This window comes from Nostoc commune NIES-4072, from assembly GCF_003113895.1.
Lineage (GTDB): Bacteria > Cyanobacteriota > Cyanobacteriia > Cyanobacteriales > Nostocaceae > Nostoc > Nostoc commune.
On record NZ_BDUD01000001.1, the window covers coordinates 6498686 to 6524674 of the forward strand.

General features: G+C 39.6%; 28 protein-coding genes. 19 read left to right on the forward strand and 9 right to left on the reverse strand.

What is annotated here, in order from left to right; all coding sequences use genetic code 11:
* The first annotated feature begins 671 nt into the window (after positions 1–671).
* The 7 genes from CDC33_RS28980 to CDC33_RS29010 all read left to right on the forward strand — a co-directional run bounded on the left by CDC33_RS28980 (position 672) and on the right by CDC33_RS29010 (position 9196).
* The gene (locus tag CDC33_RS28980; protein ID WP_109011861.1) at positions 672–1880 is read left to right on the forward strand and encodes an ABC exporter membrane fusion protein; all 1209 of its coding nucleotides are present in this window, start codon (positions 672–674) and stop codon (positions 1878–1880) included.
* A 114-nt stretch (positions 1881–1994) separates the two neighbouring features.
* Positions 1995–3173 (forward strand): ABC transporter permease DevC, encoded by a 1179-nt coding sequence (devC, locus tag CDC33_RS28985; RefSeq protein ID WP_109011862.1) that lies wholly within the window; start codon positions 1995–1997, stop codon positions 3171–3173.
* Positions 3174–3381: 208 nt separating this feature from the next.
* Entirely contained in the window at positions 3382–4386 is a 1005-nt protein-coding gene (locus tag CDC33_RS28990) for an NAD-dependent epimerase/dehydratase family protein (RefSeq protein WP_109012749.1), read from the forward strand.
* Positions 4387–4570: 184 nt separating this feature from the next.
* On the forward strand, positions 4571–5554 hold the full coding sequence (locus tag CDC33_RS28995; protein WP_109011863.1) for a glycosyltransferase family 2 protein: 984 nt from the start codon (positions 4571–4573) through the stop codon (positions 5552–5554).
* Between the two features lie 79 nt (positions 5555–5633).
* Complete coding sequence (locus tag CDC33_RS29000) at positions 5634–6101, forward strand: DUF2141 domain-containing protein (protein ID WP_109011864.1); 468 nt, start codon at positions 5634–5636, stop codon at positions 6099–6101.
* Positions 6102–6252: 151 nt separating this feature from the next.
* Positions 6253–7512: a glycosyltransferase family 2 protein gene (locus CDC33_RS29005; protein ID WP_109011865.1), complete on the forward strand. Its 1260-nt coding sequence runs from the start codon at positions 6253–6255 to the stop codon at positions 7510–7512.
* Positions 7513–7921: 409 nt separating this feature from the next.
* A complete protein-coding gene (locus CDC33_RS29010; RefSeq protein ID WP_109011866.1) occupies positions 7922–9196 on the forward strand; it encodes a glycosyltransferase in 1275 nt (424 codons plus the stop codon).
* 366 nt (positions 9197–9562) lie between these two features.
* On the opposite strand, the gene tnpA (CDC33_RS29015) is transcribed toward CDC33_RS29010, so the two are convergent.
* Entirely contained in the window at positions 9563–9988 is a 426-nt protein-coding gene (tnpA, locus tag CDC33_RS29015; protein ID WP_109011110.1) for an IS200/IS605 family transposase, read from the reverse strand.
* Between the two features lie 75 nt (positions 9989–10063).
* Here tnpA (CDC33_RS29015) and CDC33_RS29020 point away from each other — a divergent pair, with 75 nt between their 5' ends.
* Positions 10064–10246: a hypothetical protein gene (locus tag CDC33_RS29020; protein ID WP_109009857.1), complete on the forward strand. Its 183-nt coding sequence runs from the start codon at positions 10064–10066 to the stop codon at positions 10244–10246.
* A gap of 279 nt (positions 10247–10525) precedes the next feature.
* Positions 10526–11125, forward strand: coding sequence for an IS200/IS605 family accessory protein TnpB-related protein (locus CDC33_RS39935; RefSeq protein WP_244919338.1), 600 nt, complete (start codon positions 10526–10528; stop codon positions 11123–11125).
* Positions 11126–11456: 331 nt separating this feature from the next.
* On the opposite strand, the gene CDC33_RS29035 is transcribed toward CDC33_RS39935, so the two are convergent.
* A complete protein-coding gene (locus tag CDC33_RS29035; RefSeq protein WP_369694369.1) occupies positions 11457–11972 on the reverse strand; it encodes a hypothetical protein in 516 nt (171 codons plus the stop codon).
* Between the two features lie 110 nt (positions 11973–12082).
* A complete protein-coding gene (locus CDC33_RS29040) occupies positions 12083–12652 on the reverse strand; it encodes a DUF6658 family protein (protein ID WP_109011868.1) in 570 nt (189 codons plus the stop codon).
* Between the two features lie 468 nt (positions 12653–13120).
* Here CDC33_RS29040 and CDC33_RS29045 point away from each other — a divergent pair, with 468 nt between their 5' ends.
* Positions 13121–14041 (forward strand): lysylphosphatidylglycerol synthase domain-containing protein, encoded by a 921-nt coding sequence (locus CDC33_RS29045; RefSeq protein ID WP_109011869.1) that lies wholly within the window; start codon positions 13121–13123, stop codon positions 14039–14041.
* A 12-nt stretch (positions 14042–14053) separates the two neighbouring features.
* On the opposite strand, the gene CDC33_RS29050 is transcribed toward CDC33_RS29045, so the two are convergent.
* Both CDC33_RS29050 and CDC33_RS29055 read right to left on the reverse strand, forming a co-directional pair.
* On the reverse strand, positions 14054–15160 hold the full coding sequence (locus tag CDC33_RS29050; RefSeq protein ID WP_501193675.1) for a Sll1247 family protein: 1107 nt from the start codon (positions 15158–15160) through the stop codon (positions 14054–14056).
* A gap of 555 nt (positions 15161–15715) precedes the next feature.
* Positions 15716–16303 (reverse strand): RNA-guided endonuclease TnpB family protein, encoded by a 588-nt coding sequence (locus CDC33_RS29055; RefSeq protein WP_109008102.1) that lies wholly within the window; start codon positions 16301–16303, stop codon positions 15716–15718.
* A 105-nt stretch (positions 16304–16408) separates the two neighbouring features.
* Between CDC33_RS29055 and tnpA (CDC33_RS29060) the strand changes: the two genes are divergently transcribed.
* Entirely contained in the window at positions 16409–16810 is a 402-nt protein-coding gene (tnpA, locus tag CDC33_RS29060) for an IS200/IS605 family transposase (RefSeq protein ID WP_109011870.1), read from the forward strand.
* Positions 16811–17269: 459 nt separating this feature from the next.
* Here tnpA (CDC33_RS29060) and CDC33_RS39225 read toward each other — a convergent pair whose 3' ends face one another.
* On the reverse strand, positions 17270–17410 hold the full coding sequence (locus CDC33_RS39225; RefSeq protein ID WP_181374167.1) for a hypothetical protein: 141 nt from the start codon (positions 17408–17410) through the stop codon (positions 17270–17272).
* A gap of 276 nt (positions 17411–17686) precedes the next feature.
* Between CDC33_RS39225 and ndhL the strand changes: the two genes are divergently transcribed.
* From ndhL to CDC33_RS29090, 5 genes are all read left to right on the forward strand, one after another.
* Positions 17687–17899 carry an NAD(P)H-quinone oxidoreductase subunit L gene (gene ndhL, locus CDC33_RS29070; protein WP_100900242.1) on the forward strand — a complete coding sequence of 71 codons (213 nt, stop codon included), beginning with the start codon at positions 17687–17689 and terminating at the stop codon, positions 17897–17899.
* Between the two features lie 24 nt (positions 17900–17923).
* A complete protein-coding gene (locus CDC33_RS29075; RefSeq protein WP_109011872.1) occupies positions 17924–18235 on the forward strand; it encodes a DUF3007 family protein in 312 nt (103 codons plus the stop codon).
* 117 nt (positions 18236–18352) lie between these two features.
* Positions 18353–19180, forward strand: a complete 828-nt coding sequence (gene trpA, locus CDC33_RS29080) for a tryptophan synthase subunit alpha (protein ID WP_109011873.1) — start codon at positions 18353–18355, stop codon at positions 19178–19180.
* Positions 19181–19416: 236 nt separating this feature from the next.
* Positions 19417–20079: a heterocyst differentiation related protein gene (locus tag CDC33_RS29085; RefSeq protein ID WP_109011874.1), complete on the forward strand. Its 663-nt coding sequence runs from the start codon at positions 19417–19419 to the stop codon at positions 20077–20079.
* A gap of 318 nt (positions 20080–20397) precedes the next feature.
* A complete protein-coding gene (locus CDC33_RS29090) occupies positions 20398–21108 on the forward strand; it encodes a PEP-CTERM sorting domain-containing protein (RefSeq protein ID WP_109011875.1) in 711 nt (236 codons plus the stop codon).
* 119 nt (positions 21109–21227) lie between these two features.
* On the opposite strand, the gene CDC33_RS29095 is transcribed toward CDC33_RS29090, so the two are convergent.
* Positions 21228–23138 (reverse strand): protein kinase domain-containing protein, encoded by a 1911-nt coding sequence (locus CDC33_RS29095; protein WP_109011876.1) that lies wholly within the window; start codon positions 23136–23138, stop codon positions 21228–21230.
* A gap of 163 nt (positions 23139–23301) precedes the next feature.
* Between CDC33_RS29095 and CDC33_RS29100 the strand changes: the two genes are divergently transcribed.
* Positions 23302–23790 (forward strand): hypothetical protein, encoded by a 489-nt coding sequence (locus tag CDC33_RS29100; RefSeq protein WP_109011877.1) that lies wholly within the window; start codon positions 23302–23304, stop codon positions 23788–23790.
* A 217-nt stretch (positions 23791–24007) separates the two neighbouring features.
* Here the strand turns inward: CDC33_RS29100 and CDC33_RS29105 are convergent, their stop codons facing one another.
* Entirely contained in the window at positions 24008–24298 is a 291-nt protein-coding gene (locus CDC33_RS29105) for a type II toxin-antitoxin system RelE/ParE family toxin (RefSeq protein WP_109011878.1), read from the reverse strand.
* Positions 24286–24633, reverse strand: coding sequence for a hypothetical protein (locus CDC33_RS29110; RefSeq protein WP_109011879.1), 348 nt, complete (start codon positions 24631–24633; stop codon positions 24286–24288). Before CDC33_RS29110 ends, CDC33_RS29105 begins: the two co-directional genes overlap by 13 nt.
* A gap of 201 nt (positions 24634–24834) precedes the next feature.
* On the opposite strand from CDC33_RS29110, the gene CDC33_RS29115 reads away from it, so the two are divergent.
* Positions 24835–25605: an SDR family NAD(P)-dependent oxidoreductase gene (locus CDC33_RS29115; RefSeq protein WP_109011880.1), complete on the forward strand. Its 771-nt coding sequence runs from the start codon at positions 24835–24837 to the stop codon at positions 25603–25605.
* A gap of 60 nt (positions 25606–25665) precedes the next feature.
* Complete coding sequence (locus CDC33_RS29120) at positions 25666–25977, forward strand: hypothetical protein (RefSeq protein WP_244919376.1); 312 nt, start codon at positions 25666–25668, stop codon at positions 25975–25977.
* The last annotated feature ends 12 nt before the right edge of the window (positions 25978–25989 follow it).

The window sequence follows — 25989 nt, forward strand, 5'->3', positions numbered from 1 at the left end:
GCGGTTCGTTATTGCACTATAGGTGCATATTCATACAGAATTGGTATAAAGCACCAAATGTATTGCTTCACGCCTTTAATTACTATGAACAAAGCTGATAAGAATGTCTAATACTACACAACCTTGCTGATAATAATCTGTTAGTAATATCAAATCTGCTTAATAACGAACTATCTTTTGGTATTCAATTAGCAAACGAGCGATTAGTAATGAGTAAATTTCTTCAGTCTCTAATCTGACTGTAATGAAATATTTTAGTGAGAGAATCAGGACTTATGCAAAGCTAATTAGTTGACAAAATTAAATTTTTGTGCAATTGTTAATAACAAGTTTATCCGAACTTTGAGAGCATTTTTATTAGCGCTTCATTGTTCTTGAAAGTTAAGTTTTCTGGTTAGCCCTATTGTATTTTACGCTACGGGATTAGATGTCAAATTAGGATATAACTTAGGAAGCTTTGAAGTAACACCACCATTAATTTTCACGCCACAATAGTGAGTTTGGGCGGCAAAAGCGTACAACAATTCATATAAAACCAATTTAGACCCATCCACTTTATTAAGGTAGAAACCTTAGAGGAAAAGCCCTCTTGGTAATTTGCGGATGAGTCTATATCTAAGCGATTAAATATAACCAGGCTATCCCCTAGAAAACAGAATTGGAATGAAAAGATGGCAGTAAATAAAGAAAGCCGATTATTCACAAAACCCGTAGGGCGATCGCAAGTAATTTTAGCAGCTTCTCTCACCTTGGCGGCCGGATTAATAGCTTTTTATAGTTTGATACCGTTTTGGTCTAAATCTAAAGTTGTGACACCGCAAGCAAATCCTCCAAAAGCAGTCGCTCCTGCAAAACTTGCTGTGACAGCCTTGGGACGTTTAGAACCAGAAGGCGAAGTTACTTCTTTGACTGCTCCCGCTTCCAATAACGGGGTGCGAGTAGACAGACTGTTGGTAAAAGAAGGCGATACGGTTAAAACAGGGCAAGTACTGGCGTATCTAGAAAATTATGGTCGTTCTAGAACCGCATTGCAACAGGCTTTAGACCAACTGCAAGTTGCCAAAGCTAAACTAGCGCAGGTGAAATCTGGAGCAAAAACCGGAGATATCGAAGCTCAAAAGGCCGCGATCGCCCGTTTAGAGCCACAATATAAAGGAGACGTTGCTACACAACAGGCGACAATCGACCGTATCCAGGCAGAAGTAGACAATGCTCAAGCCGAGAATAATCGCTATCAGCAATTATATAGACAAGGTGCGATCGCGGCTTCTGTAGCAGATAGCAAAGCTTTGCAACTAAAGACTACACAACAGCAGTTAGCAGAAGCCCAAGCCACTCTCAAGCGAACTCAAGACACATACCAAGAACAACGCAAGCAAGCACAAGCGCAACTCACCAGTATTAGTGAAGTGCGTAGTGTAGATGTTCAAGTAGCACAAACCGAAGTCAACAGTGCAACAACTTCTGTTCAACAAGCAAAAGCCGACTTGGATTTAAGTTATATCAAATCTCCCATAAATGGCAAAATTTTGAAAATTCATGCCAAAACTGGAGAAGTAATCAGCACCAGCAGAGGATTTGCTGAGATAGGTAAGACATCTCAAATGTATGTGATTGCAGAGGTGTATCAAACCGATGTTCAAAAAGTGCGTGTAGGACAAAAAGCTACAATTACCAGCACTGCATTTACTGGAACAATAAAAGGAACTGTAAAAGAGATTGGTTGGCAAGTTGACAAGCAAAACATCTTCAGCCTAAATCCTGGCTCAGATACAGACCGCAGAATAATTGAAGTGAAAATCTCCATCGATAGTCCCGCAGATAGTGAAAAGGTTGCTCGTTTAACCAATTTACAAGTGGATGTCGCCATTCATATTTAGTCATTGGGCATGGGGCATGGAGCATAGGGCATTGGTCATTCACAAATGACAAATGACCATTGTACAGACGCGATTAATCGCGTCTCTGACAAATGACAAATGACAAATAAATCCATGAATTTCAAAATTCCTTTAGGATGGCTACAGCTAGCCCAGCAAAAAATTCGTTTACTAGTAGCTGTAGCTGGGATTGGTTTTATTGTGCTGCTAATGTTTGTGCAACTTGGTTTTCAAGATGCCCTCTATTCAAGTGCAACCGCAGTGCATCAGAATCTCAAAGGAGATTTATTTTTAGTTAGTTCTCAATATAAATCTTTGACCTCAAATCAAAGTTTTTCGCGGACTCGTTTGTACCAATCTCTGGCTTTTGATGGCGTAGAGTCAGTTAGCCCCATGTATTTGCAATTTGCAAAACTAAAAAATCCGGCAACTGGTGAGAAATATTCAATATACGTTATTGGTTTCGATCCAGGTAGACCTGTGATGAACATCCCAGAAATTGAGAAAAATTTAGATAAACTGAAAATTCCCGATGTCGTGCTTTTTGACCGGAGTTCTCGCCCAGAGTTTGGCCCAATAGCTAAAAAATTTGATGCGGGAGATACTGCACAGACAATTGAAATATTTCCGTTCAATTCATTAATTGGCTATAGAGTCAGAATTGGTGGCTTATTCAGCTTAGGGCCTTCCTTTGGGGTAGACGGTAATTTACTTGTCAGTGACTCAACTTTCTTGAGGATAAATCCTAATACTCGTCCGGCAGATATGATAGATATCGGTTTGATTTCCCTCAAACCTGGTACTGATGCAGAAGCAGTATTGAAAAATCTGCAAGCAACTTTGCCTAATGATGTCCAAGTTTTTACACGCCAAGGCTTTATTGATTTTGAGAAAAAATATTGGGCTGTCAGAACACCCATTGGTTTTATTCTTAACTTGATGTTGACAATGGCTGCGGTTGTTGGTGTAGTTATTGTTTATCAAATTCTTTACAGCAATATTGCTACACAGTTCGTTGCTTACGCTACTTTAAAAGCTATAGGTTATGCCAATAAATATTTATTAAATGTGGTGTTTCAGCAAGCTTTAATTTTGGCAATATTAGGTTACATTCCAGGATTTCTTACTTCCATATTGATATATAGTTTTGCAGCAGAAGCAACTAAATTACCAATATTGATGACCATTAATAATGCACTACTTGTCTTAACTTCAACTATTTTGATGTGTATAGCATCAGGAGCGCTTGCTATCAATAAACTCCGCTCCGCAGATCCAGGAGATATTTTCTAACTATTTATCACAGCAAAATAATCAAATTATTTTGCCTTGATATAGGCTCATAACTAAGCATTGGTGCAGAGTCTACACAAAAAAATTGCTCTTTATACCCATTTTAGATTTTAGATTAAAAGTTATTATCAAAATTAAAATTCGGTATAACTTTGAAATCTTTTATCTAACAACTCAAATTCACCTATTTAACCATAAGTTCAAATTTATGAATCTCAAAAACAAAACCCTGCTAATCACTGGGATTGATCAACTTGTCGGTTTGCGTACAGCAGAGTTAGCTATAGCGCAAGGAATGAATGTTCGTGGACTGCAAAGTTCTACAGAACAGAACAAACAATTACAGAATTTAGGTATTGAAGTAATTATTGGTAGTATTACCGATTCTGCTATTGCTCAAAAAGCTTGCCAGGGAGTAGATATCGTTTTACATACAGAGCAAATTGCCGAAGAAGCTGGCGCAATTAACCATTTTCGTGATGTTAATGTTGGCGGTACTGTCAACATAGCTAAAGCCGCTAAACAAGCTGGTGTCAAAACATTTGTGCATCTATCCAGTGTGATGGTTTACGGTTTCAACTATCCTAATGGTATTACAGAATCCGGGCCACTCTCTGGCGAAAATAATCCATACTGTCAAACGAAAATAGAGGCTGAACAAGCACTATTAGAACTCAATAATTCTCCAGATTTTGGCGTTATCATTATTCGAGCCGGAGATGTTTTCGGTCCAGGAAGTATTCCCTGGATAGTTAGACCAATTCTGATGATGCGTCAAAAATTATTTGCCTATGCCAATGATGGTAAAGGAGTAATCAATCATGTATATATAGATAACTTGATTGATGGTATTTTTCTTTCCATAGAAAAAGAAACCTTTGGTGAAATATTTAATATCACCGACGGACAAGAAACTTCCTGGAAAGAGTACTTTATGCGTTTAGCAGCAATCGAAGGTTTATCAGCACCGCTTTCATTACCGAAAGATGAAATCAAGTTGTTTCTAAAGCTACGCGTTCAAGGACAAAAACTTTTCCGGAAAAAAGTTGATATTTTACCAGAGTCTATAGATTTTATGACTCGTCCCTATGCTTGTTCAATTGCCAAAGCAGAAAGCCTGTTAAATTATAAACCAACAATTGACCTAGAATCAGGAATGCAGCGAACACATGAATGGCTGCAAAAAACAGATATTCAAAGCTTGATGAAATAGTCTTTTGGGAGTAGGGATAATTAGAATAGTAGGTGGCTTTAGGGTTTAAACCTAACATTTTAAGTATGTCATGCTACTACTAAACTTTTAATTTTTACTTTTGGATTATTACGTTGCATCTGCCTAACAATTATCTGTAATTAGGCATCAAATAATCCACAGGTTTTTAGAATAGTTGTTTTCTATGAGTAGCAATCAGCCACGATTGAGCATCGGTTTACCTGTATATAATGGTGAAAAATTTATCAAAGAAGCTATAGATTCACTCTTGGCTCAGACCTTTGAAGATTTTGAGCTAATTATTTCAGATAATGCATCTACAGATAAAACTGAAGAAATCTGTAGAGCTTATGCCGAGCAAGACCAACGTATTTGTTACTACCGCAATGACAATAATATCGGTTGCGCCCGTAACTTCAATCAAGTTTTTAAATTGTCTTCCGGTAAGTACTTTAAGTGGGCAGCCTATGATGATCTACATGCTCCAGATTTTATCAAGAAGTGTGTTAATGTGCTTGACCAAGATCCTACTATAATCTTGTGTCATTCTCAGACATATTTCATTGATGAAAAGGGGAGTTTTCTTCAAAACTATGATATAAAACTCAAGGCAGATGCACTAAAACCACACGAGCGTTTTCACGAATTGCTGACGAAGCATTTATGTTATCAATGTTACGGTGTAATTCGCGCCAGCGCCCTGAGAATGACACCGCCTATGGGTGGTTATGGTAATGCGGATGGAATTTTCTTGTTAAGACTTGGTATGCTCGGTAGATTTTATGAAATTCCTGAATACCTATTTTTTGCCAGAAGCCATCCGCAACAATCAATGAGTATGTATTTCCCTAATTATTTGTTGTTTACTAACAACATAAAAAAACAATCATTGAATTTGCTGCCTGATTTTTATGCCTATGCAGTGTGGTTTGATTCAGCAAAAAAAGGACAAATTTTATTGCCACATTGGAGAATATTCTGGGAGTATCTACTCTCTATATGGCGTAGTCGCTTGAGTTTTTATGAGCAGCTGTGTTGTTATAGAAGTTTACATCAGCAGTTAAAAGGAACAGAATATCTTTTGCTGAAAGATTTGCTAATGCTGGTGCTAAAACTTTGGCAAGGTTGGCAAGCAGCATCAATTAAAAAACAGCCAGTCAGACTTTAAACGAATCACTTCATAAAAATAAGCTGGTAAAAACGGCTTTTTTTCAACCAACGAATCACCTATTATTCACTACAAAACTATGTTGAAACTATCTCAAGTTTGTTATGTTTTGCTTGCTACTTTAGTGAGCTTCAGCTTTGCTAAAACAGTGAATGCAGAGCAAACTGCAACACTAAATGTCGTGGTAAATGGAATACATCACCAAAAAGGTGAGATTTGCTTCAGAGTTTACGCAAGTGAACAAGGATTCCCAATGAGTAATTCTAGCGGATCTCAAAGTGGCTGCGCTAAGATTACTGGCAATTCTGTAAAAAAACAATTTTCCGGTCTGAAGCCTGGAACTTATGCTGTTGCCGTAGTTGACGATCAAAATGGCGATCGCAAACTCAATAAAGACTTTTTCGGTATTCCCAAAGAAGGTTTTGGGATTTCCAAAAATCCAACTGTGTCTATACAAACAGGTGCACCAAAGTTTCGTGATGCCAGCTTTGTTGTAAACAAAAATACAACAGTCAACATCATCATGAAATATTCGCTGGATTCGTAAAGGAGTGGGGAGTGGGGAGTGGGGAGTAGGGAGCAGGGGAAGAATAACTATTAATTATTGACCAATTCCCCATGCCCAATGCCCAATGCCCAATGCCCAATTCCCCATGCCCAATCCCCAATCCCTTATTCTGTCGGAGACTAAAAATTTAATGGAAGATTTGGCGATATTTCTATCTAAGTCTTTGACGGGTTGGTTGATTATTCAGGTATGTTTAACGCTTGTCTTTATATGGTATCTGCGCTCATCTAAAAAAAAATTATTACCAGATGAGCAGTTACCCAAAACAGCAGTGATTCTTTGCCTACGCGGAGCCGATCCGTTTTTGCCTAGATGTTTGCGATCGCTCCTAAACCAAAACTATCCACAATATGATTTAAAATTGATTGTTGATAGTCACGAAGACCCCGCTTGGAAAATTGCCAGTGAAACTATCACAGAGCAAGAAGCGACCAACGTTCAAATCAGCCCTTTGAGAATAGTACGCAATAATTGTAGTCTTAAATGCAGTTCTTTAATCCAAGCTGTGCGTGAGTTGGATGATTCCTACAAAGTGGTTGCTTTAGTAGATGCTGATACTATAGTCCATGTGAATTGGCTGCGAGAATTAGTCAGTCCTTTAAACGATGCCAAAGTAGGGGCAACAACAGGTTATCGTTGGTATGTACCTACAGGTAAGTATTGGGGATCTTTGGTGCGCTACGCCGGCAATGTAGCCACAGTTGTGCAAATGTTTCTCTTCCAAATTCCTTGGGGTGGGACTTTGGCTGTGAAAACAGAAGTGCTTCGCCAAACAGAACTGCTTGATAAGTGGGGACAAGCTTTAGGCGAAGATTTTATGATGCACGATATCCTGAAAAAACAGGGGTTGAAGGTAAAGTTTGTGCCTTCGCTGCTGATTGTAAATCGTGAAGAGACTAATTTATTCAACTTAATAGACTACCTCAAGCGCCTCCTACTTTATTCTCGACTGTATCACCCACGTTGGTTAGCTTTAATTAGTGAAGCTGTTTCTAGCATTTTGTTTCCTACTGCACTGATCATTTTAGTTCTTGAGTCGTTGTTAGAGGCAAAATGGGAAGCTGCGACTCTCTTCTTAGGCTGCTATGGTGTTTATACTATAGGGTTACTCTTGATAATGCTCGTGTTGGAATTAGAGATACAGCGAGTGGTTCGCTCTAATGACCAGGCGATCGCAAAATTATCAGCTGCTACAATCATCAAAATGTTAATTGCGATTCCGTTGACACAGTGGGTTTATGGGTTAGCGATGCTATCATCCCTCTGGGTTTCAACAGTTACTTGGCGCGGTGTTTCCTATCGGGTTCAAGGGCCTTGGAATGTCCGACTAATCGAATATCGCCCTTATCAATGGTTAGATCAGCCTATTGATAGCAAGGTTTCTCTTTGAATTAAATCGCTAAATATGAACTAGGGCATGAAAGTTATTACACTAAACATTCCCTAGTCTTCAAGTTGTATTATCTTATATTTAGTAGAACTAGATTAGCTATAAACCTTGTCAAAATACACCTTTTGGCTTGTCAATTACCAAAATATATTTGTTTAATGGCAAGGGTTTAGACAAATATATTAAGGGGAATTTTGGCTTATTATTTTGGAGATTTTGATAGTTTCTAATCCAAGTTTATAAACATCCTCCTCACAATCTAAAACTTCGGCTATTTGAAAAATTGTAAATCCTTAGTCTAACTGTATTAGTGGGAATTTCTAAGCCAAACAATCAGGATGTTCATGAAGCATTTTCTGCGTAAATTCTAAATTCAAAACCAGCATTTTCGTGAAATATTCCTTTTTTTATGACTAAGAAACCACTTCGGATTGCACTGTTTACAGGATTGTATGCTCCTTTCTTAACTGGAGTTTCCGTCGCAGTCCACCAACGGGTTCGTTGGTTGCTAGAGCAGGGACATGAGGTTTTTTTAATCCATCCGCAAATCAACGATCGCTATCCCAAGAATGTTGGCGATCGCCCCATGCCTGGTTTAAATGAAATTCAGTCTTTCCCCAACTTCTCTACTTACGCATTCCCCACACAACCACTGTTATTTTACAAGTCTCTACCTCAACCGTTGAACTATCGGCATTGGAGCGATACCAAGTTGCTGGAGAAATTTCAGCCGGATATTATCATAGTTGAAGAAGCTGCACAAATGAGAGGTTTATACTCATTTTTCTTGCAAGGTTATGGTCGCCCGATTGGTACAGAATACGCAAGACGTACAGGTACACCAACAATATCACTCTTCCATACAGATATTGTTGCATATATCAAATATTACTTTGGGGATAAATTCTTTAACTTTGTTCGTCCTATCATTCCCGCTTTAGTCAAGCAATTTAGTGAGTCTTATGACTACAATTACTTTTCTTCTAAAGAACAACTCACTAAATACGAAGAACTAAAATGCCAACGTGCCGAATACGTCCCTTATCAAGGCATCGATTGCGAAAAATTTCACCCGCGAAATATTTGTTATAACCCAATTCCTAACGACAACCGACCAACTCTCTTGTTTGTCGGACGCATCACCCCAGAAAAGAATGTCAACCAACTACTTGATATATTTCCGCTCATCACTGCCAAAATCCCTGATGTTCATCTGGTGATTGTTGGTAGTGGCCCGCTAGATGAAGAAATTCGTCAGCGTGCCCAAAAGTTTAGATCGGGTATTACTGTATGGGGCGAGTCTCATGGTACAGAACTTTTAGGTTGGTTTGCCAGAGCCGATGTCTTTGTCAATCCTTCCATTACGGAAAACTTCTGCACTACAAATAATGAAGCGCTAGCCTCTGGAACCCCTCTGGTTGCAGTTATTGCACCCTCAACTTCAGAACAGGTATCTCCTGGACGTAACGGCTTTCTTGCCCAACCCAACAATCCCACAGATTTTGCCCAAAAGGTGATTGCGATTTTAGAAAATCCCGAATTGAAAGCAGATATGACTCGGAACGCTCGCCCCTCCATACTTGACTTTGATTGGTCGGCATGTATGCAAAAATTTGAAGAGAAACTTTATCAAATCGTTGAAAGATCACAGAAGGTGATAGGTACAGACAGTATCAGACGATAACGTTGAAGAATGCAGGGGCTTCAGTTTGACAAAGCCTGTTAGTTCAAGGGTGCGATCGTAAACTGCGTAATAATATCATGTCCGCGTAATTCGTACTAGCTCCTCTTAATCTTTTCCTCGCATGTGGAGAGGGGAGACAAAGCATAGCTTTGGCAGGGTGGGGTTCTTCCGGTTTAATAAGCAATCAAGCCGACATAAAACAAAGCCTGCTTATGCAGGCTTTGTTTTAGATAACCCCAGATTAAAGCTCTGTGGCCGCTTTCATATTTTTGCAGGAAATTGAACAAAAATGTTGAGCGCAGTCCCTACCTAAACTTCGTTATAGGTAGGGTTAGGGAAACCAGTATAAAATGCTCCCGCAACGATTCATTCTGGTTTCTCTTGGTTGTGCACATATTCTATAAGTTTATCCAGTGGTGCTTGTGCGCCAACACTAATTAACGCATAAGAACCAGACCAAAACTGAGGTTTTTCTGCCCAATAAAACTTTTTTAGATGTTGAGAAAATTCAGAGCGTAACTTCCGAGAAGTTACAGTTTTTATATTATTTACTAATTTAGATAAGTCAACACTGGGATGAGTCTCAATCAACAGATGCAGATGATCTGCTTCTCCACCAAACTCAATTAACTCACATTCCCATTTAAACAGTAATTCATTGATGATTGATTTCATCCTGGTGAGTATTTCCGCCGTTAAAGATTTGCGACGGAATTTAGTTACCAGAACTAAATGATAGATGAGTCTAAAAGCACTGTTAGAACGGGTTTTTAGCTTGATATCATTATCCATAACTAATTCAATAACTATATTGACAATTAAACAGGAGCTTGGTAGTATATCTTTGTCAAGGTCGAGACAAAGCCAATGAGTAAAGCAAGAACTAAAAAGAAACCCATACAGGAAGTTAGAACCGATGTTTGGGAGTTAGTAGCGGATAAAGAGCAAAAACGCCAAATGGTTTTAACAGTAGAGGTATATCAATACGGTTCGGATAAGCATTTTTCACTTTCCTTGTGGTCTGGGGAAAGGGTAAGGGGTAAAGGGTAAAGGATGTATTGAAAACCAATACCTTTTCCCTTTGCCCTTTAACCGAACCGTATTGGACTAACTGCAACGTGCAAAACTTATCCTGCTTTATATAAAGGTCAGCAGGTAAAGTATGGTTTAAATTATCAAACTGTTGATATGAAAGTGTGGAGTGGAACTGATTGGGTATGGCTTAACAATATTCAAGTCAAAAGGCATGGTTGATCTCGTCATCTAATTGATGGTAATCAGATACAATCACCTGCTCTAGTTGTTAGCAAAAACAAAAGTCAACTTTCTATGCCCGTTCAAATTAAGAAGGTTGATACAGAAGACTCTGATTTTGTATGCAGTGTTGATATGGGCATTAACAATGCTGCTACAGTCTCAATTGTTGGTAAAAACGGTACTGTAAAGGCAAGGAAGTTCATTAACCCTGCCAGAGACATAGACCGCAGAAATCAACGTAGAATGATGATTAGGAAGAAATCATCACAAACAGCTAATCTAACAAAACGAAAACTACCTACTGGTTTTTGCAAAGGACTTTACCGCAAGTCAGCCAACATCAATTTAGAAATATCTCGTAAGGTTATGAGAGACATTGTGGAGTTTGCGAAAACTCACAATGTTAAAGTAATTGTGTTTGAGAATTTATCTGGATGGAAAGCTAAGGCAGGTAGAAAGGGTTCTCTGCAAAAGCAAAAATTCCATCTTTGGTGTCACTGTAAAATAGTTGAGTTGACACAACAAAGATGGAATGAATTGGGAGGTAAAATAATTTTTATTAACCCTAAATACACCAGTGCTTACGCTTTTGATGGAAGTGGTAAGGTTAGAAGGAGTAAGATTAAAACAATTCGCAATTCGCAATTCGCAATTCGCAATTACGTTTTGTAACGGGGATTTAGACCCCGCCACAAAACTTGCGGCTTGTTAGAAGCCGGGGACTTCAACCCGCCGAAGTTTGTTAATTACTCTTTGGCTGTATTTAAAAATGATAAGCAGTACAACGCTGATCTCTCTGCTTCTTACAATATTGGTGCTAGATACTGGTACTCGTTAATTGTAGGAGATAAGCACTTTTCTAGAGTGTTCGTAGGCAAAAGTTCCAACGACACACTGAGAACGCCAGTAACTCTGGATACGCTGAGAAATCTTAGGGTTTCCTAGCGAAAGAATCCCCAACTATATTGCAAGCAATTAGTTGGGGTGCGTTCAAGAACTAATTTTAATCAACTGCTTTCTTCACTGCATTGCCTGCATCTTCAGCTGCATTCTGGGTATTTCCCTTAAGATTTTCAATTCCTCGCTGAGTTCCCTTAACAACACCTTTGCGAACTTCTTCAGCTGAACTGCCGACATCTTCACCCAGGTTCTTCACTCTTTCACCCAAGGGTGTACCTTCCTTGAAATTGCGGATATATTCCCCTGGACTTTCAACCCCTTTCTCATCAATCCTCTTTTCAGCATTTCTTGCAAACGCATCAGCTTTGTCACTCGCTGCCTTTTCATCTGATTTCGCTCTGGGATCTACATCACTAAAGTTATTTATCCCACCCTCAGGAGAAGAGAGAGGATAATCTTTTGTGGGATCATATCGTTTGGTATAACCTGGTTGATTATCAGGCTGTGGTGGTTGTGTTGCTACTCCTGGATCACCACAAGCTTGTGTCAGAAATAAGAATATTCCTGCAAACAAAACAGTTAAAACTTTCAAGGGACGAATGCTTTTGAGCCAATTCATTGCTTTCTTCATACTTCTACACCTTGCATTTTTGTGACTAACTTAAACTTCAACCAAGAAGGCATTTGGATTTAATTTTACATCCAAGGCATTCAGAAAAAATAAGAGTTTTATCTGCCTACTGCTGGATTTCTTTGTAATTCAGGTCTAGCAGCAGCTTCATCCCCCTTATCTTTCAAAAAGCTGGAAGCTTCTTCAACATTCTCTTTTACAGTCTCAATCCGATCTTGAATCCGATTTCCTACCTTTGGTTCATCCTGAATCAAACCACCTGGTTCAGCTTCTCGGAAATCTTTATCTGTGATAATTGGTAGTTCTGCTTCTTTCTCGATTCGACCTGCTGGTGTCTCAGCACCAGGATAAAGTATCTTTGATTCTCTATCTGTTGTAGCAATCAACAATTCCGAACTTGGTTGTAAGCTAGCTTGGTCGCGTCCCTTATTGGCTTTTGGGTTTGCTATTTTCGGATCGGTAGACAATCTGTTGTTGGTATAGTTGTCTCCACCATTTTTATAAGGATTGTTTGCTCCACCAGCTTGTACAGCAGGATTTTGTGGATTTGCACCTTGAGCATTTGCCCCACTACAAGCAGTGCTAACTATCAACAATAGTCCAGCTAAAAAGATAGTTACTATCTGGCGCAATCTTATTTTTTTCAAGAATAGTCTCACAGCGTTCACGTAGTCCTCCTTACCAAAATATTAATAAGTTAAGAGTTTGCTGAATCTTTGGAGTGGTCAGCAAGTTATTGTGCTTGTCTTGGTTTGCTCATTCGACAACCTCTTTTAAGGATATGAATAATAAAATGCGCTTTACCTCTAGCGCAGGCTACATTTTAACTACTACAAAAATAATATTTTTATCTAACTCTAGAGAGATATAAAATAAAGTAATGTGAGTTTCGTAAAAAGAACTACATCAACCTGTTTGATACTTCAAAAGCTTTGAAGGTTTCAGTCCCCTGCTTCATCAAGCAGCGCGTTTTGTGTCGCAGTCTAAATCCCCGTTACAAAACGTAATTGCGAATTACGAATTGCGTTAGCGTAGCGGGGCAAAGCCCATTGCGAATTGGTTTAATAGGCCGTTAATGTACTGTAATAATTGAGCCATTGGCCCCTTGTTGCTCTAACCGTTAAATTACTAAATTCATGAAGCAATTTTTACGTTGGATAATTTTGGGCGGAACGCTGTTTTTTTTAGCGAAAGCTTTGAAGGATAATTGGATTGGAGTAACTGCTATCCGCATTGATGGGGTAGGATGGGCAATTATAGCGATCGCTACAGGCGTTACTTTACTAGCACATACTTGGGCAGGCTGGATTTGGACTTGGATTTTGCAAGAATTAAATCAACCTGTATCGCCTCCTGAGTTCATCCAGGTTTATTTAAAAACGAACATAGCTAAGTATTTACCAGGTAATATCTGGCATTACTACGGGCGAATTGTAGCCGCCAAAAATGCCAATGTTTCTACTGGTGTAGCCACCTTAAGCGTTTTGCTAGAACCCCTACTCATGCTAACGGCTGCTTTAATTATCATTGTTTTATGCAGTAGCCAATTTGCAGCAGTTAATAGTACTTTTGTTCTGCAAATACTACAATTACTGAGTTTAGCTATAGTTCTTTGTGCGATTCATCCTTGGTTTTTAAACCCAGTTATTCGCTTTTTGTACAAATTGAAAGCTAAAAAATCTGCTACTACCACTGAGTCAACTGTTCCCTTCAGTCTTAAAAGCTATCCTCTACGACCTTTGTTAGGAGAATTAGGCTTTATGATACTACGCGCCACTGGGTTTATATTAACTATGTTCGCTCTAGGTTCGTTGAATGTGAATCAACTTCCTTTATTATTAGGAGCTTTTAGCGGCGCTTGGTTGTTGGGACTTGTGATTCCGGGTGCGCCTGGTGGGTTAGGTGTGTTTGAAGCGACTGCGTATGAACTTTTACGACACCATTTTCCATCTGCCTTAGTATTTAGTGCGATCGCTCTATATCGCCTCATTAGTATTCTAGCTGAAACTGCGGGTGCTGCTTTGGCTTGCTTAGACGAACGCCTTGCTAAATCATGAATCAGACAACACTCATTTTTGTCTATCCACCTTCATCTGTGAAAACACCCGATAAGCATCCAGATTTAATTGCGGATTAATGCTTTCGTCTTCTTCCATCTTAATCAAGTTGTATTCTACATTTTCTGCGTAAATTGCAAACGTTATATTAAAAATTTCCATAAAATTGATTACCCACTTACACTCATCTTCAGGATATTTTTCGTAATAACGAATCAAATGAGCAATTTTTATTTCTAAATGCCTACGGCAATTTCTAGAAATCAAAATAGTCTTTAAGAGTATAATTACCAATGTTAAAGAGTGACCTTGAGTAAGTAGTGATACAAATAATAATGAAGGTTCTTTGCCGTTTTCTGTTGTAAAAAAATCAATCACTCGATTACAAGCTCTTAAAAACAATTCTTTAGTGATAATTTCTTGATTACAATCTTTCTTCCATAAAGATAAAATTTCAGCAAACTGCTGCCGCAAAGTCTTAACTAATTCTTGATTGTCTACAGAAAAAAATAGATACTTTTCTATACTTGTTTTAAATTGCTCAAGGGTTTGCCCTTGAGTTTGCTTGATAAATATATTGGCAATATTTTCATGGCTAAACGCACCCTTTTTTAAAACAATAGCTTTTATTAAACGCAGAACATTATCTCCCAAGACACTAGGATTTTTGTAGCGTGCTGTGCTTGAGACGGCAGATTGAGAACGAGCGATATACATTGCCAGTTCAAACTTATATTTGTCTTTTATCTGTCTATAAAGCTTTTTGGCAGCCTCTTGTTGCTCTCTTGGATTATTCTCGTTAACAGATTGAGCAACTAAGAAATAGGAAGTGTAGCGATTAGCCCAATGACCTTTATGTAATTCGTCATGTTTAGCAGCAAATAGTTTTATTTCTTGATAGTCTTTGCTATCTATAAAGTTATCTAGCCAGGTTTTACAGGTATTTAATCCTGGCAAATAGTGAGCTTTTACTTTTAAATTTTTAAGATCAAATAAATTAACTAAATTTTGGATGTATTTATCTTTTCTATTAGTTTTCCAAGTATTAATTATTATATATATACACCGCTTAAGTGTATTACGAAAATCCTGTTCTTTGTCATTTAAAAAATCTTGTATATCTCAGGTACAGAATGTGAATATTCTAAATCAAGACCGTCTATGAAAAAAGCTTTGAATTCGCACAAAACTTCATCTGGTGACATTGTATTGACAACTCTTATGAAGAAGCTATAAACCTCTTCTTGTGCAATTTGTACATTTACTTGTCTAGAGTTAGACGTAATACAATGCGGATATTCCTGACTAATTGATAAACTATTAGCGGTCATTCCAGTTACCAGGATCAAAAGGTTTCCTGTTCATATTATTACCAGCTTAACCTTGGTAGACAACAGTATCAATCTATTCTTCAGAGATTCAGTAATCTTTTTACACAAATTTGATAAACTCCGGCTATAGATAAAGGATTAAACAATTTATGTTTAATCCTTTATCAAATACTCCAGTGGAATTGCTTACTTTTATAACGATTTTCTTCTGAATAAACTACACGGCACATGATTTTTAGGTTAAGTTGACACCAATGGGCGTTACCGTGTTCATTTATCATTATGCAAAAAGACTCCTTTGACATACTCACCGACGTTGAACGTCGGGGAAACACTTGACAGTTCACAGTAACTTGCAGTCCGTTACAGTCTTACAGTCACTCCCCGTCCGTTTAAGGTCGTGCCGATGCCCCATGCCGACCATTTCTATATTTCTGGAAGCGTTTTCATCTCTTTCTTGCTCAGTATTGCAACTCAAGCAAAGTATTGAGCGAATAGAAAGGTCGATTTTACCCCAGCGATACCCACAGCAAGAGCAGGTTTGGCTAGTGGGTTCCCATCTGTTAATTACCCTGAAATCTCGACTAAATTTTTCAGATTTAGCCTCACACAATACCCGAAATTCTCGCCAACCTTGCAGACTAATCACCCTTGCCAGCTTACGGTTTTTCACCATCCCTGACACATTCAAATCTTCCAAAACAATAGTTTGGTTCTCACTAACTACTTTAGTTGATAGTTTGTGCAGAAAATCTTTTCGGGTATCTGTAATTCGGTTGTGATGTTTGGCTATCCGCAGTCTATTTTTATTTCTGCGTTTGGAATCCTTTTGTTGTCTATTCCAGACAACCCTAACACAACCAAACAACCGAGCTAAACTCTGTTGCTGTTGGTCTGTTGGGTAAAATCTATACTGATATCTAGCTTTCATGTTTTATGCTAAGATTGGTCTGTTAAAATATTCTACATTGGTGAGCAGCGCGTTGGGCGGGTTCCCCGACTTGTAGCGACTGCGAACCCGAAGGGTCAGGTCAGGATGGCAAGTGGTTTAAGACATGAAAGGCATAGTGTTTCAGACTTAAAAATGCACTTGGTCTGCGTCACTAAGTACAGAAGAAAGATTTTTACTAACGAAAGTCTTGAACTAATCCACAAATCATTTGTAGAAGTAGCTAAAAAAATGGATTTTCAAATACTTGAATTTAACGGAGAGTCAGACCACATTCACACTGTAATTGAGTTCCCACCAAAACTTTCAATATCTCAAATTGTTAATGCGTTAAAAGGTGTGTCTAGCCGCAGGTATGGTCAAGCTGGATTCGCCAAACCCTACGGGAAGCAAGCCCTATGGAGTCCTAGTTACTTTGTATCTTCTGTCGGGGGAGCGCCACTTGAAGTCCTTAAAAAATACATTCAGAATCAAGAAAAGCCGTCGTAGAACGACGGGGTTTTAAACCCACTTTTTCGATAACTTGTATAGAAGTCTTTTCGCCTGTCAAATGGGGGTGGAGGGACTTGAACCCACACGACCTTTTACGGTCAACGGATTTTCATTCTTCCGCAGTTTTCACTGCTACCTGATGGCTTTAGCAAAGTCAGGTTTTAAGAATTGGACTCTCCCTTTACCCTCGGCTTAACGTTAGGGTAGCTCCCGTCGGGTCTCTGCACCTTCCCTCAATTTTGGATTTTGGATTGAAGACTAATCGTAAATCTAAAATCGCAAATCTAAAATTTCCGGGCTTGGCTCAGGATTGCCATGTCTGTCACCAGATTTAGGTTTCCCTGAGTTTGAGAGCTTTCACTTGAGGGATTTCTCCTTCAAGGCTCAGTTATCTAAGTCCGTAGCGTCTACCATTCCGCCACACCCCCGCAGGTGTTTTGCAACTAGTATAACTAGTTATTCTTTAGAGGCAGCAAATACCTCCTCATCTATTCCACCATCAATTGTGTCTTTTGTCCAACTAGATTGAAAATATTTTTTCCAGATTGGGCGATCGCTTTCTAGAGTTACAAGTTTTCCTTGTTTCCTCGTAATCAATCTGGATGAGTTTTCTATCTTGTCTGACTAGAGCCTTTTTTGCGGCAGATTTACTATCTTAGCAGAATACTACCTTTTGTCAATTAATTTGGACATAGACAAAGAATTTTGGGGTAGTTATGTTAACCAAAATGCAAGGGAGCAGCAAGTAAGGGGAAAGACTTATTGCAAGTTCTCACTCAAGCCCCCTGCCTCTTCTTTAAAAGCGAACTATACTTTCCTCAGTTTCGCTCTTCAGCCTATGATGGAAAACAGAAGCTTAAGACTTGAAAGTTTATGATTGTCGCCCTGCTGTATCTGATTTTGGCTGGAGCTTACCTTCTGGTAATCCCAATTGCTATTTTGCTGTACCTGAAGCAGCGTTGGTATGTAGCTACCTCCATTGAGCGTACCTTTATGTACTTTTTGGTGTTTTTCTTCTTTCCGGGTTTGTTGGTTCTATCGCCGTTCCTAAATTTTCGACCCCAACGGCGACAAATTGAAGTTTAACTAAATTGGTAGGTCATAACTCTCATGCGACGGATTGACGCTATTGGAATTGGCTTGGGCGTTTTTATTGCTGGCGGCTTGGCTTATATAGGATTGCAGCTAGTCGGTTTGGATAATCAGCAAGCTGGTATATGGAGCCAAGTTTTACTAGTCAGTGGGTTAGTTGGCTGGTTAGCCACCTATTTTTTCCGTGCGGTGGGACAAAAAATGACCTACCACCAACAACGGGAACAGTATGAGCAAGACTTTCTGCAAAAACGGTTAGATAAGCTTACTCCCGAAGAACTAGCACGAATTCAAGCCCAAATAGAACAAGAAGAGCAATCTCAGGTGTAAAGTTATCATTGGTCAGTTGTCTCATTTGTCCTTTGTCATTAGTCATTTGTCCTTTACTAATGACTAATGACTAATGACTAATGACCACTGACCAATGACCACTGACTATTAACTAAAATGACTGCGATTTCTGATTGCTTTGAAACCCTTGGGAAAAATGGTGAGTGCGCTCTAATCCCGTTTATTACTGCTGGCGATCCAGATTTAGAAACAACAGCAAAAGCCTTGCAGATTCTAGATCGTAGTGGAGCCGACATTATAGAACTGGGTATACCCTATTCCGATCCTCTAGCAGATGGGCCAGTAATTCAAGCTGCTGCTACTCGCGCCTTACAAAGGGGTACGAAATTAGAGCAAGTGCTAGAAATGTTGCAAGGGATTACTCCCAAATTGCGATCGCCTATTATCCTATTTACTTACTACAACCCAATTCTGCACCAGGGAATTGAAAAATTCCTCTCTTCAATTGCTGCGGCTGGGGTTGCAGGATTAGTAGTACCAGATTTGCCCTTGGAAGAAGCAGCAGGTTTGCTCCAACTAGCTAGTGAGAAGGGAATTGACGTAATCTTATTGATCGCTCCCACGAGTTCCTCTGAACGCATAGAAGCGATCGCTCGTTCTTCCCAAGGATTTATTTATTTAGTTAGCGTCACAGGGGTTACAGGGGTGCGATCGCAACTTGAAAACCGCGTATCTGATTTACTTAAACAAATTCGTAGTGTTACTGATAAACCTATCGGTGTAGGTTTTGGCATCTCTGAAGCTGCCCAAGCCCTTCAGGTAAAGGAATGGGGCGCAGATGCGGCGATCGTCGGTAGTGCTTTTGTGAAACGGTTAGCAGAAGGTACTCCAGAACAGGGACTTTCGGCGATCGCCCAATTTTGCCAAAGTCTCAAGGCTGCCATCAAAACCACCAGCACCAGTACAAATACTCCTCTTGATTAGACCAATAAAGTAGATTAAAAAAGTATAACAACGCAGTTTTTCGATGCTTGTTTGGTAGACAATTTGACCGTTATGGTTTTGAATATTAACATCAGATATCATGATGTAAAAAAACTAGCTGATCCGGTCGCTTATAGTTTGAGTATTATGTGAAGTCAAGTAGGCATAATTTATGAGTGTGAGAGTGAGTCAGTCACAAATAGTTATAATTAGGTCGCAATTGAGGAGCAAAGGCGATGAGTGAGAGTATGGCGTTTATCGGTGGGGTTGCTGTAGCTGGGCTGGCGGCTCTCGTATTGCTCAAAGGAACAAATACCCCCCTACAGCCTAACTTTGCTGTTGCTCCGCAAATGCCAGGGACTGTAGTAGCGCCGGGAATACAGCCACAAATGTATCCTTATGGGCCTTATGGGCAACCAATGTATCCCGGCCAGGTTCAGCCATCGACTGCTCCCAATACTGATCAGCGTTTGGAGATGGAGAAGCTGAACACGCAAATGCAGTTAGAGCGTTTAAAAAACGATAATGAACAGCTGAGGGCGCAAAATCAACAACTCCAAGGTCAAGTTCAAAATTTTAATACTCAGCAGCAGTGGCAATTAGCCCAACAGAATAACCAACAAAAAGTAACAACACTCCAGCCTCAAAATTCTTGGTGGTCTTCACCTGTGCTTTGGGCTGTGGGAGGCGCAACTCTCACTATTGGTGGTGGTGTTGTCGTCGCTGGTGTATTGGCTTTATTCTCACCTCGGCAGCGTCCAGCCCGTACTGTACAAGTGATTCACCCTTACCAAGGAAATACACCACCCTTGGTTCCAGTCCGTCGCGCTGAGTTTTTGCCTGCTTCGCGGATGGAAGCAAGACGAGTTGAAGCCCCAGAATACGACGAAATGCACTAACAGGGAAATATTTGTTAGTAGAAGTAGCAACTACTACAATTGTGAGTAAGTGTAAATAAAAAATATTGGACAAAAGCATTTAGGTAAAAAGTATACAGGGTAGCACTGTTAAATTCTTACCTAGATGTTTTGTTTTTATGTAAATTATTATTTAAAAACAGTCGTTTGAAGTTAACACAGATTACCAAAATTGTCAATCTGGAAGGTGGAATGAATTTTTTGGTAAATTTTATGATTTGCATGAATGATAGATATAAATGTTGCAAAAGTTACTGATATATTGATGGAAATCTATATTGGTAACAACACTTAGTTTGTATGAAAAGACTACATCTGGCTACTGCCACAGCAGCAATTCTTGCTTTGTTAAGCCTTGATACGCAACAGGCAAAGGCTATTACAGTTTTCACTTCACGTACTGATTGGAACACTGCTGTATCAGGAAGAGACACATTCAGTGAAGATTTTGAAAGTTTTACTTCTGATACAGAATTCCGAACCACCCCTGTTGACATTGGAGAGTTCACACTCCTTCAAGTAGGAAATGCTCGTGCATTCCGCAACTTGATTGACGTGTCACCTTTCGAGTACGACGACAATAATGGTACAAATCATGCTTCAGTATTTACTGATTTTGGGGCTACCAAGGTAGACTTAACTTTAAATACTCCAGTTTTTGGATGGGGAGCAGATTTCTTTGAAGCAAATAGTGGAGAAGGACTGAATTTAGACCTTGTGTTGGATATAGGTGGAGTTTTAGACACCATTCCAGTAACAGTCAACGATGGCTTCTTTGGGTTTGTTACTAATCCTGTAGAAGACATTCGTAGGGTGACTTTCATATCACGAACTGAAGATTTAGGAGAAGGAGGAGAAGGTTTCGGATTGGATAACGTGACTGGGGCTATATCTAAGGGACAAACTATACCTGAACCTGCTTCTGGATTAGGTTTATTAGCGTTTGGCGCTGTAGGTGTCGGTTCACTACTGAAGCGCAAACAGCAGTACAAAGTTAGAGCGAAAGTCTAAACCAACAACGTTATCTTCGTGTCTATTGGTAATAAATAAAGGTAATAAAATTATCTATTATTCATTATCAATAGATAGTTAAACAGGATGGTTAATCAACCTTGATATTACAAACCGCCTTACGGAGTTTCTGTAGCATTACGACTCTCTGTATTAGCTAGTTGGTTAGTATTGGGAAGTTTATCTTGCGTAGTCTTTTGATTACCTTGATTTCCTAGTTTAGTTAGTGCCTGTTTTGCCAGATTTTCGGCTGCTTGTTTAAATAATGGTTCTATTCTGTTTCGCCAGTATTTAGTATTAGGCAATTTTTCTGGATGGTTTCTGTAATCTAGAACTTTATCCCATTTACCATCATCTATTGCTTTGTTGATTTCATTAGATAACGCCTCTGCTTTAGCCCAATCATCTTGCCACTGGGCAATCATTTTACTCGTCTCTTGGATACCAGAAGCAGCATTTGCCGGAACCGATTTTAAAAGTGCGATCGCTCTAACAATATCTCCTGATTCATACTTCTGTCTTGCTTGTTCTATAATATTAGTACTGTTATCAGTAGGCTGCGATCGCTCTGTTTTCCCAGCATCGTCAGTTGACCCCTTCAACTTTTCTGGTAATGAAGTTACAACATCTCTAGATTTTGCTTTTGCCTTGGAAGTCGGTTGAGTCGCAATCAAACTACTATCATCTACAATCGTAGTTGCAATACCTTTTTCGCGCAGGCAAGAAGCCCATTCTTGATTATTGGTTATCACATTCGAGCCTACCCAAGCCGAATCACCAGAGTTAAGTTTAACTTCTATCCAACCTCGTTTTGTCCGTTTGCCAGTCACCTCGAAACTGGTGTTATCGGCAGCTGTTTGCACAATATCAGAATTTCTCGAACTAGGTTTAGAACGAATATTAGAATTTCTGGCGACAATAGCCAAGCATTTATTTGTTAAAGCAGTATCGTTACCTGTAAGATTAAAAGCTAAATTTTTCACTGGAGATACATTTGCTACCAAAGCAGCTGTACCACCCGCCAATAATATGCCAATTAATATCGGCCATGGGTCGAATTTCTCAGAGTCTTTACGCGCAGGTTTAGCGGGGACAGGATTTGCTGGTGCAACTGCAACAGTTTGTAACCGAGATACTTGAGGTTGGGATTTAGCAGTTTGGTAACTAGAATTTTTAGCAGATTCTTGAGGGGTGGAAAGTGCAGGTACTGGATTAATCACCTCTTTACATGCTTGCAGTGCTTGCGTGGCATTTAGGTAGCGGTCTTTAAAGTGATAACGTACCATCTTAGTCAACACTGCCGCTAGTCGAGGGTTCACAGTTACTGAATGACGCCAGATGATTTCCCCCGTTTCTGGGTCTTCTTGCAATTCTGTTGGCGATAATCCTGTTAGTGCTTGAATGGCAATAATGCCGAGGGAATAGATATCACTGTTGGGACGGGGTTTACCTTGCCCTTGTTCAGTGGGCATATAGCCAGGAGTGCCAATAACTACTGTAGCAGAGGGTTGTCCACCTGCTATTACCAGTTGTGTACGCAGTTGTTTCACTGCCCCAAAGTCCACTAAAACTAACTTATTATCTAAAGCGCGACGGATGATATTATCCGGTTTGATATCGCGGTGAATCACGCCTTGGCGGTGGACGAATTCGAGAATTTCCAGAACTTCTTGTAATAGTTGAATTACTTCGCTTTCACTCCAGCGCTTACCAGGTATAAGTTCCTCAGCTAGGGTATGCCCTTCAATATATTCTTGTACTAAATAAAATTCTTGGTTTTCGTCAAAGTACGCCAGCAGCCTGGGTATTTGGTCATGATTGCCCAGTTTTTCTAAAGTTTCGGCTTCGCTATTGAACAGACGTTTAGCAGTATCAAAAACTCTGGGGTCAGTTCCGGGTTTGAGGTGCTTGACAACGCAGAGGGGATTGCCGGGCCGCCTAGTATCTTGGGCAATATAGGTTTGACCAAATCCTCCCATTGCGAGGACTCGAATTACTTGGTAACGATGGTCTAGTAACTTGCCTATCATGTTCACTCCCCAGAGTTATTACCTAATTTTCCAGCTGGTAATAAATATCTCCAAATTTTCTTCAATGAAATCCGCTATCTTGAGAAAAGATTTAGATTAAAAACGCAGCTTTTTAATAAACGCAGACTGTTTATTTTTCTTTTAGTGCCCCTGTTTACTACCAATGCCACCTAAAATAACAAACTCAGTTGCATGGCAGCAAGCTGAAATCCTCATGCAGCCTGCTTTCATTCGCGTTATCGACAATATCCGCAAGCAGCTTGATGAATCTTCCTGGATAGGAACTTACCACGATGTCTTGATTTGGCCGCCTAGCACCACTGATGAAATCAAAGCATTGGTGACTGAGTTGTTGCAAGCAATGGAAACTGCAACACCCAAAGAAGCAGATGAAATCAGAGAGACTCTGGCTCGTCTGCCGATGCCCCATCCAGGATATCATCTACGTTTACAGCGTCAACAGCAAGAAGCAAGTATCGATTTGTGGGAACTGTGTTATCAAGTGTGTTTTCTTGAATACAACCCAGAGAAGGAAAGTGCTGATATAGATACTAGTTTAATCGATGAACTCGGTGAAGTCGATTGGCTGCGTTTGGATGCTAAATCCAAGCAGTTAGTTGAGGAGGCGTTTGCTAAATTGCCACAGGATTAATAAATATAGCAAGGGACTGGGGATTGGGGATTGGGTGAAAATTCCTTTTGTGTCTAAGTTTTATCATCTGTTGATGTCCTAATCACCTTAGCTGAAAATTCTGAGGCTATACGAACATAGCCCACCTGTGTGGGTTGATGAGTTAATGCGATCGCTTTTTTAACTTATCTGGAATGTAGAGAGTGATGCTAAGAGAAATTTTAGTGGTCAATCTGATTTAGCGAGGTCGATTTTCTCGCCCGTGATAGATGCGTAAAATTACAATATCATCCTCAAGAATCACGTAGTGAATTATAAAGCCGTATTTCCCAAAAGAAACTACAAGTTTTCGTAATCCTGCTATTTCGTCGACAATCGCACCTCGACGGGGATTCTCCTGTAGACTCTCAGCCGAAGAGACAATTGCTTGTACTGCCCGTGCTGCTGCATCAGCATTATTAAGTTTGATAAAATCGTAATGACGATTTAAGTCATTAATCGCCGTTTGCATCCAAACTATCTGGGACATGGACGTTCTTCATCGGTTCCTAAAGAGTCTGCCCATTCACGCACACGCTCATGTACTACTCCTGCGCCTGTCCTACGGTATACTTCCAGAGCTTGACGGCTTTGCTCAACCATTTGGGCTTGGGTCAGTGGCTGAAAATTTAATGTTGTATCTATTTCACCGTAATCAAAGATTTCTTCTATACTTTGAGTAGATTCATAACTGAGTAACTGCTCAAAATCTTCTAAGTCTCCATCAGTTACAGTCAACCATGTTTTGAGCAGACTTTTTACCTGTTCCCCTGGCAATGCCTCAAGATGCTCTAAAATTTGCTGTTTAATATTGTTGGCTGTCATAAGTATGAGATTTTTAGCGCAATTTCATTAAAATTCCACGTTTCACCAGCATATCTAATTTTAACTTGTTGGTTTGACGGTGAGCCTTACTGGAATGGATATTTGGGTAACTGGATGGTTGATTTTAGCTTTGCTCCATTAATCTGAATCTTGGAAGTTTTCTTAATCCCGCAGATAAAAATTGTAAAGCTATGAATTGATATGTCTTTTATCGATGAAATTAATCCTGTTAACGCATTGATTGTGGGAGCCAGCCAAGGTATTGGTTTGGGTTTTGTAAAAAAATTGCTACAAGATGATAGAATAGCCAAAGTTTATGCAACTTCTCGTCAACCGGAATCAGCCTCAGATTTAATAGCTCTTGCAGGCGAGAATTTTGAGCGATTAGTTTGTTTAAAGATGGATGTTACTGACGAATTGCAGATTGTTGAAGCTGTTAAAAAAATACGTACCCAAGTTGACAAACTGCATTTGGTAGTCAACTGTGTAGGACTGTTGCATGAAGAAACTTTGCAACCTGAAAAAAGCTTAAGACAGATAAACTCAGAAAATTTGCTGCGCTACTTTCAAATAAATAGTATTGGTGCTGTCTTACTGGCTAAACATCTATTGCCTTTGTTTCGTCATGGAGAACGCAACGTGTTTGCCACTATTTCTGCTAAATTAGGCAGTATTGGCGATAACCAACTTGGTGGATGGTATGGCTATCGCGCTTCTAAAACAGCACTCAATATGTTGATGCGAACTGCGGCAATTGAGTATAAAAGAAGTTGTCCTAAAACATTAATAGTGACATTGCATCCTGGTACAACTGATACGCAACTTTCCCGTCCTTTCCAGGGAAATGTACCTGCGGAAAAATTATTTACAGTGGAACGCACTGTTACCCAATTACTGACTGTCATCGAACAGCTTCAAGAAGGGGATAGTGGACAGTTTTTCTCATGGGATGGGAGCAGATTGCCTTGGTAACTACGTTACGCTGAAGAAGCGTGAAATTTACGTTACTTGTAACCATCTATGAAGTTTTTTGTGCCAGCAGCTAAGGATGATATTAAAGCAGAGCAGGTGTATAGTGCTTTTGCTCGGTCTGTCAAAGCACCAATAACCGAAAAGCGTATTTGGAAGTTACAGTGGCGTGATAACGAAATTGATATGGAATGCGAGGTAGGTAAACCTTTACCATCCTCTTATCAAACGGGGAAAGAGCTAGTTATGGCAATCTTTGAGTGCGAAAACCTTTATAAGATTTGTACTCTCACCCGTGGAGGAGTAAAGGGAGAGCCTATTTTGGCTGGAAAAAACTCTCAATCTTTAGCAACGTATTTTTCAGAAGCTTATTAATTCTACGTCTAT